The 10,826-nt window shown below is 67.4% G+C and carries 11 protein-coding genes and 1 pseudogene; 9 read left to right on the top strand and 3 right to left on the bottom strand.

All coding sequences use genetic code 11. The features are described 5' to 3' along the window. Positions 1–2,034 (top strand): translation initiation factor IF-2 (infB, locus tag RT567_RS08705; protein ID WP_313575802.1); only part of this gene is annotated, 2,034 nt, incomplete at its 5' end. A 127-nt stretch (positions 2,035–2,161) separates the two neighbouring features. On the opposite strand, the gene RT567_RS08700 is transcribed toward infB, so the two are convergent. Then, positions 2,162–2,908: a class I SAM-dependent methyltransferase gene (locus RT567_RS08700; protein ID WP_313575800.1), complete on the bottom strand. Its 747-nt coding sequence runs from the start codon at positions 2,906–2,908 to the stop codon at positions 2,162–2,164. A gap of 140 nt (positions 2,909–3,048) precedes the next feature. Here RT567_RS08700 and RT567_RS08695 point away from each other — a divergent pair, with 140 nt between their 5' ends. From RT567_RS08695 to pnp, 6 genes are all read left to right on the top strand, one after another. After that, positions 3,049–3,579 carry a hypothetical protein gene (locus tag RT567_RS08695; protein WP_313575799.1) on the top strand — a complete coding sequence of 177 codons (531 nt, stop codon included), beginning with the start codon at positions 3,049–3,051 and terminating at the stop codon, positions 3,577–3,579. Positions 3,580–3,593: 14 nt separating this feature from the next. Then, entirely contained in the window at positions 3,594–4,298 is a 705-nt protein-coding gene (locus RT567_RS08690; protein WP_313575798.1) for a DUF2459 domain-containing protein, read from the top strand. A gap of 66 nt (positions 4,299–4,364) precedes the next feature. After that, entirely contained in the window at positions 4,365–4,856 is a 492-nt protein-coding gene (gene rbfA, locus RT567_RS08685) for a 30S ribosome-binding factor RbfA (RefSeq protein WP_313575796.1), read from the top strand. Positions 4,857–4,860: 4 nt separating this feature from the next. Beyond that, positions 4,861–5,793, top strand: coding sequence for a tRNA pseudouridine(55) synthase TruB (gene truB / locus RT567_RS08680; RefSeq protein WP_313575794.1), 933 nt, complete (start codon positions 4,861–4,863; stop codon positions 5,791–5,793). 12 nt (positions 5,794–5,805) lie between these two features. Further along, the gene (rpsO, locus tag RT567_RS08675) at positions 5,806–6,075 is read left to right on the top strand and encodes a 30S ribosomal protein S15 (RefSeq protein ID WP_024354282.1); all 270 of its coding nucleotides are present in this window, start codon (positions 5,806–5,808) and stop codon (positions 6,073–6,075) included. Positions 6,076–6,332: 257 nt separating this feature from the next. After that, the gene (gene pnp / locus RT567_RS08670) at positions 6,333–8,561 is read left to right on the top strand and encodes a polyribonucleotide nucleotidyltransferase (protein ID WP_313575793.1); all 2,229 of its coding nucleotides are present in this window, start codon (positions 6,333–6,335) and stop codon (positions 8,559–8,561) included. A gap of 141 nt (positions 8,562–8,702) precedes the next feature. Here the strand turns inward: pnp and RT567_RS08665 are convergent, their stop codons facing one another. Then, the gene (locus tag RT567_RS08665; protein ID WP_313575791.1) at positions 8,703–9,041 is read right to left on the bottom strand and encodes a hypothetical protein; all 339 of its coding nucleotides are present in this window, start codon (positions 9,039–9,041) and stop codon (positions 8,703–8,705) included. 66 nt (positions 9,042–9,107) lie between these two features. Continuing rightward, positions 9,108–9,833 (bottom strand): ribonuclease PH, encoded by a 726-nt coding sequence (gene rph, locus RT567_RS08660; RefSeq protein WP_313575789.1) that lies wholly within the window; start codon positions 9,831–9,833, stop codon positions 9,108–9,110. A gap of 20 nt (positions 9,834–9,853) precedes the next feature. Here rph and RT567_RS08655 point away from each other — a divergent pair, with 20 nt between their 5' ends. Together RT567_RS08655 and hrcA are read left to right on the top strand one after the other, a co-directional pair. After that, positions 9,854–10,432, top strand: a complete 579-nt coding sequence (locus RT567_RS08655) for a GNAT family N-acetyltransferase (protein WP_313575787.1) — start codon at positions 9,854–9,856, stop codon at positions 10,430–10,432. After that, a pseudogene (gene hrcA / locus RT567_RS08650) lies at positions 10,429–10,826 on the top strand (heat-inducible transcriptional repressor HrcA); the annotation flags it as partial. The gene RT567_RS08655 and the pseudogene hrcA, both read left to right, overlap by 4 nt.

Below are 10,826 nucleotides of genomic sequence, written 5' to 3'. Positions count from 1 at the left end.
GCCCGTCCCAGCCGCGCCGGCGGCGGCTTCGCCCGTCCGGCCACCGGCCGCGAGGACGATCGCGAGAAGCGTTTCGCCGACAACGCGCCCGGCAAGGCCGTCAGCCGCACGCGCGGCGAGCCCAAGCGCCGCGAAGGCCGCCTGACCATCCACTCGGTGGCGGGAGGCGACGAGGACGCCGTCGAGCGCATGCGCTCGCTGGCCTCGGTGCGCCGTGCTCGCGAACGCGAGAAGGAAAAGCGCCGCGGCGGTTCGACCGAAACGCCCAACCGTCCGCGTGAAGTGGTCATTCCCGACACCATCACTGTCGGCGAACTGGCCAACCGGATGGCCGTGCGCGGCGTCGACATCATCAAATTCCTGATGCGTCAGGGCCTGATGATGAAGATCAACGACGTGATCGATTCCGACACCGCCGAGCTGGTGGCCGAGGAATACGGCATGGCCGTCAAGCGCGTGTCCGAATCCGACGTTGAAGAAGGCTTCATCGCCGACGCTGACGACGCCGATGCGGGCGAGATCCGCGCCCCGGTCGTGGCCATCATGGGCCACGTCGACCACGGCAAGACCTCGCTTCTGGACGCGCTGCGCACCACGGACGTGGCGGGCGGCGAAGCCGGCGGCATCACCCAGCACATCGGCGCCTATCAGGTGCGTCTGGCCGACGGTCAGCGCATCACCTTCCTGGACACGCCGGGCCACGCGGCCTTCTCGGCGATGCGGGCGCGCGGCGCCAACGTCACCGACATCGTCGTCCTGGTCGTGGCGGCCGACGACGGCGTCATGCCGCAGACGGTCGAGGCCATCCAGCACGCCAAGGCGGCGGGTTCGCCGATCATCGTGGCGGTCAACAAGATCGACAAGCCGGACGCCAATTCCCAGAAGGTCGTCAACGAGCTGCTTCAATATGAAGTCATCTCCGAGAGCCTGGGCGGCGACACGCAGATCATCGAGCTGTCGGCCAAGGAAAAGATCAACCTCAACGGTCTGACCGACGCCATCCTGCTGCAGGCCGAAGTCATGGACCTGCGCGCCAACGCCGACCGTTCGGCCGAGGGCGTGGTCATCGAGGCCAAGCTGGACAAGGGCCGCGGCCCGGTCGCGACCGTCCTGGTCAAGCGCGGCACGTTGAAGCGCGGCGACATCGTCGTGGCCGGTTCGGCCTGGGGCAAGGTTCGCGCCCTGCTGAACGAGCGCAACGAGCAACTGCCGGAAGCCGGCCCGTCGGTTCCGGTCGAGATTCTCGGCCTGGACGAAGCGCCGTCGCCGGGCGACGTCTTCGCCGTGGTGGAAACCGAGGCCCGCGCCCGCGAACTGACGGAATACCGTCAGCGCGTGAAGCGCGAGAAGACCCAGGTCTCGGGCGGCTCGTTGTCGCTGGTCGACATGATGTCGAAGCTGCAGTCCAAGAAGGTCTCGGAACTGCCGGTCCTCATCAAGGCCGACGTTCAGGGCACGGCGGAAGCCATCGTCAGCTCGCTGGACAAGATGGGCAACGACGAGGTCCGCGCCCGCACCGTCTATTCGGGCGCCGGTGGCATCACCGAGAGCGACGTCAACCTGGCCAAGTCGGCCGGCGCGCCGATCCTGGGCTTCAACGTCCGTGCGTCGAAGCAGGCGCGCGACCTGGCCGACCGTGAAGGCGTCGAGATCCGCTACTACTCGATCATCTACGACCTGCTGGACGACATTAAGGGCGTGCTCTCGGGCATGCTGGCGCCGCTCCAGCGCGAAACCTTCCTGGGCAACGCCAAGGTTCTGCAGGCCTTCGACATCACCAAGGTCGGCCGGGTCGCAGGCTGCCGCGTCACCGAGGGCGTGGTCCGCAAGGGCGCGCGCGTCCGCATCATCCGCGACGACGTGGTGGTGCTGGAACTGGGCGTGCTCAACACGCTCAAGCGCTTCAAGGACGAGGTCAACGAAGTGCCTTCGGGTCAGGAATGCGGCATGCAGTTCGCCGGCTTCCAGGACATCAAGGAAGGCGACTACATCGAGTGCTTCACCGTCGAAGAGATCAAGCGCACCCTGGACTAGGACGCTTGAGCCTCACGGCCTGATACAGGAAGGGCGCGGTTTCCTCGGAAGCCGCGCCCTTTGTGTTTGGGCGTGCTCGACGCCGACGCCCGCTCATCCGTCCGCCGGGACGATCGGGTGGTGAAGGTCAGGCCTCGGCGGCGGACTGCAGCGCGCCGTTCGCGAAGGTCAGGATGAAGCGCTGCACCGGCGCCGCGTCGTCGGCCTGAAGCTCGATCTCCAGCCTTTCGCCGGTCAGTTCGGCTGCGGCGAGGCTGACCTCAGTCTCCCCCAGCCAGGCGCGGCCCGTGACCTGCTGATAGGTCTGCTCCAGCTCCAGACGGCACGGCGTTCCGTCCGCGCAGCTCCAGTCCCAGCGCCCCGCGACCGGGGCCGGAACCGTCCATTTGTAGATGTAGTCGTCGGCGACCTTGACCCGTTCGTCGGCCAGCCAGTCGCCCATGTCGAAGGCGTGGGAGACGATGCGGGCGCCGGGCTTCAATTGGCTGAGCAGGCGCGGGCGCAACTCCACATTGATGGATTGCAGCAGATAGAGGCTGACCACGGTGGCCTCGCGGACATCGACGCTGAACAGGTCTTCCTCGCGGAAGTCGACCATGTGTTCGACCCCGGCCCAGCCGGCGAACTCCATGGCGTCGGCGATCCGCACCGGGTCGACGTCGACGCCGACGCCGCGCGCGTCGCGGTCGCGGGCGGCGGCGATGACGATGCGTCCGTCGCCGCAGCCGAGGTCGTACAGCCGATCACTGGGGCCGACGCCCGCCAGGCTCAGCATGGCCTCGACCGTATCCTCCTCGGTCGGGACGAAGGGTACGGCGAGATAGTGGTCCGGATCCTGGGCGTAGTTGTCGATGTCGAAGGGGTCTCTGAACACGGTCTTGGGTCATGCTGCGGGGGGAGGGGGCATCATGACGGATCGACCGCCGTCTTTCCACTCGATGGGCTTCATCTGAAGCCCGCTTGGCCTTAGGGTTCGGCCTTGCCGCGTCGGGGGGCGCTAATGAATGGGCCGCCATGCCTCGTCCTAGCCTGTCTCTACTCCTGATCGTCGCCAGTCTCGGCGCCCTGGCGACGCCGGCGCTGGCCGACACCCGTTTCCTGTCCTTCGACGCGCGCGACCGCGCCACCCAGGCCCTGACGCGCGGGGTGACGCTGGAGGTCGAGCGCGGCTGGTTCGGCGCCACTTCAGTCAGGAACCTGTTCTCCTCGACCTCGCGCGGGTCGGCGCGGTTCGAGCGTGGCGGGCCGGACCAGGTCCGCCGCGTCCTGCCGCAGGGGGCGGCGGTCGGCGGCGTCTACAGCATCTCGACCGACGGCGACGGCCGAGCCCTGTCGCGCGCCCTATGCCCCGGCTCGGACCAGACCTTCATCGTCGTCGGACGGGTGCGCGCAGGCCATCCCCTGACGATCGAGACGGTCGGGCGCTGGGCCGACGGCCAGTTCCGCCACTGCGTCACCCTGAATTACGACTATCGCGGCGAATGGGCGACGATGCAGGGCTCTTCGCCCGCGCGTGACGTTCCCGCCGCCTTTGGAACCAATTAGGCGGGCGGCGCGGGGTGCTGATCCGCTGGAGCCTCGCTGTCCTGATCGGTCTTCTGGCCGGGGTATGGACGGCGCAGCGACCGGGTGATCCTGCGCTATTTCCCGCCGCATCGTCGGAGACGACGATCGTCGTCCATCTGATCGACAACGGTTTTCACACCGACCTGGCCGTGCCGCGCGTGGCGCTGGCGGCGGGCGACGACGCCCTGGCGCAGGCGGTGCGCGCCCTGCCGCCGGGCGATTGGGTGCGGGTCGGCTGGGGCGACTCCGTCTTCTATGTCGAACAGGGGGCGATCAGCGGCCGCCTGCCCGACGGGGCGCGGGCCTTCTTCAAGCCCGGCGGCAATCCGTCCGTGGTCATGGTGGACCCTGATCCCGTTGATCCGGCCCGTTTTCCAGAGACGGCGCGCGCGACGGTGGCCTTGTCGCCCGAGGGGTTTGCGGCCCTACGGAAGAGGGTGGCTGCATCGCTGCGGCTGGATAAAGAGGGGCGGGCGGTCGTTTCGGCGCAGAGAGACGGCGACGACGCCGTCTTCTACGCCAGCGGCGAGACCTTCTGGGTCGGGCATCTGTGCAACCACTGGACGGCCGAGGTGCTGAACGCGGGCGGCCTGTCCATGCCGATGGCCCGCAGCCTGACCTCGGGCGCGGTGATGCGGGCGGTTCGGCAGGCGGAACAGAGTGCGGCGGAACTGGACTTGAACGACGCAGGCGACTAGACCCCGCCCCTTCGCGTTCAAGAGCCGGCGTCCGATCCCCGGCGGCGCGAGCAGGAGGAGCCTACGATGGCCCGCAAGCAACACACCCGCAACGCCAGCGGCCCGATGGGGCCGTCGCAGCGCCAACTGCGCGCCGGCGAACTGATCCGCCACGCCCTGGTCGACGTCATGCGCGAGCATGAGATCCACGACGAGGCCCTGGTCGGCGTCTCCGTCACCGTGACCGAGGTGCGGATGAGCCCGGACCTGCGCCACGCCACCTGTTTCGTCGAGCCGCTGGGCGCCGGCGTCGAGGCGGCCGAAACGGCCGGGCACGAGAGCGCCATCATCAAGGCGCTGAACGAACACGCCAAATTCCTGCGCGGTCAGCTGGGTCGCCGCATCGACATGAAGTTCACGCCGGACCTGAAGTTCCGCCACGACGAGAGCTTCGACACGGCCAGCCACATGGACCGTCTGTTCAATGATCCGCGCGTGCGTGCCGACATCGAACATGCTGGCGATGAGGATGACGGGCCTCAAGCAGCGCAAAGCGCGGTAGGCCCAGAGAAAGACTGATCCTATGGCGCGACGCAAGAAGGGCGACCTCGTCAACGGCTGGGTGTGCCTCGATAAGCCTTATGAGATGGGCTCGACCGAGGCGGTGACGAAGATCCGTCGCCTGTTCAACGCCCAGAAGGCGGGCCATGCGGGGACGCTGGACCCGCTGGCCTCGGGCATCCTGCCCATCGCGCTCGGTGAGGCGACCAAGACGGTGCCCTTCATGATGGAGGCGCAGAAGGTCTATCGCTTCACCATCCACTGGGGCATTTCGACCGACAGCATCGACCGCGAGGGCGAGATCATCGCCCGTTCCGACGTGCGGCCTTCGGTCGAGGCGGTGACGGCGGCCCTGCCGTCCTTCGTCGGCGAGATCGACCAGACGCCGCCTGCGTTTTCGGCGATACGGGTCAATGGCGAGCGCGCCTATGATCTGGCGCGGGCGGGCGTGGAGGTCGAACTGCAGTCCCGCCGCGTGACCATTCATGAGGCGGCGGTGACGGCCGCGCCCGACGCCGATCACGTCGAGATCACGATGCGGACCGGCAAGGGCGTCTATGTGCGATCCCTGGCGCGCGACCTGGCGATCATGCTGGGCGCCGAGGGTCACGTTTCGGACCTGCGACGCGAGCGTGTGGGGCCGTTCTCGATCGAGAACGCCGTAACGCTGGATTTTCTGGAAGACTTGGCGCATAAGGGCGCCGCCTTTGAGGGCTTGCTGCCCGTTTCGACCGCTCTGGACGACATCCCGGAGTTGGCCGTGACGGATCAGGACGCCCTCTCTCTGAGGCAGGGACGGCCGATCGTTCTGCTCCCCCGACAGATTGAAACGCTCAAGGCCCGGCTCACCGCCGGATCGCGGCTGGTTTCGGTCTTCGAGGGCGGAACCCTGGTCGCGCTCGGCAATCTCAGGGCCGGTCGGCTTGAACCCGATCGTGTTTTCAACCTCCCATAACGGAGAACTCTGATGTCGATTACGGCTGAACGTAAAGCTGAAGTCATCGCCGACAACGCTCGCTCGACGGGCGACACCGGTTCGGCTGAAGTGCAGGTCGCGATCCTGACGGAACGCATCGCCAACCTGACCGAGCACTTCAAGACCCACAAGAAGGACAACCACTCGCGTCGTGGCCTGCTGAAGCAGGTTTCGCAGCGTCGTCGTCTTCTGGACCACCTGAACAAGACCGACAGCGCCCGCTATCAGGCGCTGATCGCCAAGCTGGGCCTGCGTCGCTAAGGCGCCCCCGGTTGCGGATCGGATAATTCCACGAGGCGCGGGCGGACACGTCCGCGCCTCGTTCCGCTCCTAGTCTATGATTTCCCGTGCGCCGCGGGTCTTACCGGCGCAACCGACGCGAGGGCCTGAAATCCGGTCCTCAATCACCCGCCTGGCCGCGATGACGCGGCCTGGCTCATGGGGACCGCAGGACTGAACGGCCTGCCGCTCCGCACACCCCCGACGGGAATACGCCCGCGGGAGACGAAAGAAGAATAATGTTCGACATCAAACGCAAGACGATCGAGTGGGCCGGACGCCCGCTGACGCTGGAAACCGGCCGCATCGCCCGTCAGGCTGACGGCGCCGTGTTGGCGACCTACGGCGAGACCGTGGTCCTGGCCACCGTCGTCTATGGCCGCCAGCCCAAGCCGGGCCTGGATTTCTTCCCGCTGACCGTCAACTATCAAGAGAAGACGTTCGCCGCCGGCAAGATCCCGGGCGGCTACTTCAAGCGTGAAGGCCGTCCGACCGAGAAGGAGACCCTGGTCTCCCGCCTGATCGACCGCCCGATCCGCCCCCTGTTCGTCAAGGGCTTCAAGAACGAGACCCAGGTCATCGTCACCGTGCTGCAGCACGACCTTGAGAACGATCCCGACATCCTGGGCATGGTCGCCGCCTCGGCCGCCCTGACCATTTCGGGCGTGCCCTTCATGGGTCCGATCGGCGCCGCGCGCGTCGGCCTGATCGACGGCGAGCTGGTGCTGAACCCCGCCATCGACACCCTGGGCGAAAGCGCTCTGGATCTGGTCGTCGCCGGTACGCAAGACGCCATCATGATGGTCGAATCCGAAGCCAAGGAGCTTTCGGAAGAGAAGATGCTCGAGGCCCTGATGTTCGCGCACGCGGGCATGCAGCCGGTGATCGACGCCATCATCGAACTGGCCGAGCACGCCGCCAAGGAGCCGTTCGACTTCCAGGCTGAAGACCACTCCGACGTCGTCGCCTCGATCAAGAAGCTGGTCGGCGAGGACATCAAGGCCGCCTACGCCCATCCGGGCAAGTACGAGCGCCGCTCGGGCGTCGACGCGGCCAAGAAGACCGCCGCCGCCGCCCTGGTGAAGACCGACGAGAACCCCGACGGCGTCGACTCGTCGAAGTTCTCGGCTGCGTTCAAGGAATGTGAAGCCGACGTCCTGCGTCGCGACATCATCGAGAACAGCCACCGCGTCGACGGCCGCGCCCTGGACAAGGTCCGCGCCATCGTCTCGGAAGTCGGCGTCCTGCCGCGCACCCACGGTTCGTCGCTGTTCACGCGCGGTGAAACTCAGGCCCTGGTCGTCGCCACGCTCGGCACCGGCGAGGACGAGCAGTACATCGACAGCCTGACCGGCACGTACAAAGAGTCCTTCCTGCTGCACTACAACTTCCCGCCCTATTCGGTCGGTGAAGCGGGCCGCATGGGCTCGCCGGGCCGTCGCGAAATCGGTCACGGCAAGCTGGCCTGGCGCGCGATCCGTCCGATGCTGCCGACCCGCGAGGACTTCCCCTACACCATCCGTCTGGTGTCGGAGATCACCGAGTCGAACGGCTCGTCCTCGATGGCCACGGTCTGCGGATCGTCGCTGGCCCTGATGGACGCCGGCGTGCCGCTGGTCCGTCCGGTCTCGGGCATCGCCATGGGTCTGATCCTGGAGCCGTCGGGCGAGTTCGCCATCCTGTCGGACATCCTGGGTGACGAAGATCACCTGGGCGACATGGACTTCAAGGTCGCGGGCACCTCGGAAGGCATCACCAGCCTTCAGATGGACATCAAGGTCGCCGGCATCACCAAGGAGATCATGCAGCAGGCCCTGACGCAGGCTTCGGCCGGTCGTCTGCACATCCTCGACGAAATGTCGAAGGCGATGGAAGCGCCGCGCGCCGAACTGGGCGAGTTCGCGCCCAAGATCGAATCCATCAAGATCGCGGTCGACAAGATCCGTGAAGTGATCGGTTCGGGCGGCAAGGTCATCCGCGAAATCGTCGAGAAGACCGGCGCCAAGGTCGACATCGGCGACGACGGCACCATCAAGATCGCCGCCAACGAGCAGGAAAAGATCGAAGCCGCCAAGGCCTGGATCCAGTCCATCGCCTCGGAGCCGGAAGTCGGCACGATCTACACCGGCAAGGTTGTGAAGGTCGTCGACTTCGGCGCTTTCGTGAACTTCTTCGGCGCCAAGGACGGTCTGGTCCACGTGTCCCAGATCGCTCTGGAGCGCGTCGCCAACCCGGCCGACGTCCTGTCGGAAGGCCAAGAGGTCAAGGTCAAGTTCCTGGGCTTCGACGATCGCGGCAAGACCAAGCTGTCGATGAAGGTCGTTGATCAGGAGACCGGCGAGGACATCACCGACAAGATCAACGCCGAGCGCGCTGAACGCGGTGAAGCCCCGCTGTCGGAAGACACCGGCGGCCGTCCCAAGGGCGACCGTAACGGCGGCGACCGCGGCCGTCGCCGTCGCGACTAAGCCTCGGCGTCATCGCTGAGATGAAGAAGGCCCCGGCGGAACGATCCGCCGGGGTTTTTTTTTGTGCGCTATCGCTCGCCGCGCGGCGGCTCGCTGCTTGAGCGCGCCTTCTCACCCGCCTTTATTGGGGGAGGGAGAAGATCAGCCCTTGCACTCTTTCGGCGGGGTTTCGCCGTCGCGGGTCCACATCGCGCAGGAACGGTCGATCTCTCCCTGGATTAGGTCGCAGGGGTTGGAGGCGTGGCAGGGCGGGCGCGTGGCGGGGCTGACGGCGATGCAGCGCTGGACCAGGCGGGCGGAGGCCGCTTCGCCCAGGGTCTCAACGCAGGGGCGTTCTTCGATCGGAACCCGCTGGGGCGCCATGTCCGGGCCTTCGGGCAGGCGGGCTTCGGGCTCGGGGGCTGCCGGCTCAGGGCGCGGCTGGCAGGCGGCGAGCAGGCCGCCGAGGATCAGGCAGGCCAGAAGGGGCGGTCGTGTCATGCGGGGCTCCGGATCGGGGTTCGCCTATGCAACGACGATGGTCCCGATCCGGCTCCGGCAAAAGCCTTATCGGCGGGCGGCCTCGACGGCGGCGCGCTGCAGGGCGAACAGTTCGGTGCAGCCGATTTCCGCCAGTTCGAACAGGCGATCGAACTCGGCCCGGCTGAAGCCGCGCTTCTCGCCGGTGGCCTGGATCTCGACGATCTGGCCCGCGCCGGTCAGGACGAAGTTGCTGTCGGCCTCGGCGGTGGAGTCTTCCTCATAGTCCAGATCCAGCACCGGCAGATCCTTGAACACGCCGCAGGACACGGCCGCCACCTGATCCAAGATGGGGTCGGTCGCCAGCACGCCCTCGTCCTTGAGGTAGTTGAGGGCCGAGGCCATCGCCACCCAGGCACCGGTGATGGAGGCGGTGCGCGTGCCGCCGTCGGCTTGGATCACGTCGCAGTCGATCAGCACCTGACGCTCGCCCAGCGCCTTGAGGTCGACCACGGCGCGCAAGGAGCGGCCGATCAGACGCTGGATTTCCTGGGTGCGGCCCGACTGCTTGCCGGCTGCGGCTTCGCGCCGGCCGCGGGTGTGGGTGGCGCGCGGCAGCATGCCGTATTCGGCCGTGACCCAGCCCTGGCCGGTGTTGCGCATCCAGCCCGGCACCTTTTCCTCGATCGAGGCCGTCACCAGCACCTTGGTATGGCCGAAGGACACCAGGCAGGAGCCCTCGGCGTAGCGGTTGACGCCGGTTTCCAGCGTGACGGTGCGGAGTTGTTCGGGGGTGCGTTCGGACGGGCGCATGGGAATTCCTTGGAAGCGGGATGGCGCGTGCTTATCCTGAAACCATGAGCCTGTCCCGTCCTGACCCGTCTGTCGTGCGTCTTCGTCCGGCCGTGGCCGCTGATGCTGCGATCCTGGCGCGCTGGGATGAAGCGCCGCACGTCGTCGCCTGCCTGACCGACGACCCCGACCATCATGAGGCGGCCGACTGGGACGAGGAACTGGCTGCGCAGTCCGACGTCTTTCGCTATTTCATCGCTGAGGTCGACGGCCGCCCGATCGGGGCCATGCTGGACATCGATCCGGCGGGCGAACCCAACGGCTACTGGGGCGACGTCGAGCCGAACCTGCGCGCCCTCGATATCTGGATCGGCGAGGCCGACGCCCTGAACCGGGGCCATGGGACGCAGATGATGACCCAGGCGCTGGACGCCTGTTTCGCCCGGCCGGGTGTCGAGGCGGTGGTGATCGATCCGCTCAACTCCAACACCGAGGCGCATCGCTTCTATCAGCGACTGGGCTTCCGGCCGGAGGGGCGGCGCGTCTTCAACGGGACGGACGACTGTCTGGTCCATCGCCTGATCCGCGCGGACTGGGCGGCGCGGAGGACGGCGTCATGAGCCTGCTGCACCCTTCGCCGGGCCTGGCGACGCTGGACGCGCGAGCGCGCGACATCTTTCGCCGGGTGGTCGAGACCTATCTGGAGACGGGCGAGCCGGTGGGGTCACATACCCTGTCGCGCGCCGGGCTGGACCTATCGCCCGCCTCGATCCGCAACACCATGCAGGCGCTGACGCAAGCCGGGCTGCTGGCCTCGCCGCACGCCTCGGCCGGGCGGGCGCCGACCCATGCGGGACTGAGGCTGTTCGTGGACGGTCTGCTGGAGGTCGGCGACATCGGTCAGGAGGAGCGGCGCGAGATCGACGCCCGGCTGGCGGTGATGGGCGCCAAGGGCGGCGGCCGCAATGTCGAGGAGGCGCTGGATGCGGCCTCGCCCCTGCTGTCGGGTCTGGC

The organism is Brevundimonas sp. (assembly GCF_032107865.1).
Lineage (GTDB): Bacteria > Pseudomonadota > Alphaproteobacteria > Caulobacterales > Caulobacteraceae > Brevundimonas.
The sequence above is the reverse complement of the archived record's forward strand: the minus strand, read 5'-3'. Positions and strand labels throughout refer to the sequence as shown.

Excerpts from the sequence above, each read along its gene's own strand:
- rbfA (WP_313575796.1), top strand. The coding sequence starts at position 4,365 with ATGGCCCGCAAGCAACACACCCGCAACGCCAGCGGCCCGATGGGGCCG.
- pnp (WP_313575793.1), top strand. The coding sequence starts at position 6,333 with ATGTTCGACATCAAACGCAAGACGATCGAGTGGGCCGGACGCCCGCTG.
- truB (WP_313575794.1), top strand. The coding sequence starts at position 4,861 with ATGGCGCGACGCAAGAAGGGCGACCTCGTCAACGGCTGGGTGTGCCTC.
- RT567_RS08695 (WP_313575799.1), top strand. The coding sequence starts at position 3,049 with ATGCCTCGTCCTAGCCTGTCTCTACTCCTGATCGTCGCCAGTCTCGGC.
- rpsO (WP_024354282.1), top strand. The coding sequence starts at position 5,806 with ATGTCGATTACGGCTGAACGTAAAGCTGAAGTCATCGCCGACAACGCT.
- RT567_RS08665 (WP_313575791.1), bottom strand. The coding sequence starts at position 9,041 with ATGACACGACCGCCCCTTCTGGCCTGCCTGATCCTCGGCGGCCTGCTC.
- rph (WP_313575789.1), bottom strand. The coding sequence starts at position 9,833 with ATGCGCCCGTCCGAACGCACCCCCGAACAACTCCGCACCGTCACGCTG.
- RT567_RS08655 (WP_313575787.1), top strand. The coding sequence starts at position 9,854 with ATGGCGCGTGCTTATCCTGAAACCATGAGCCTGTCCCGTCCTGACCCG.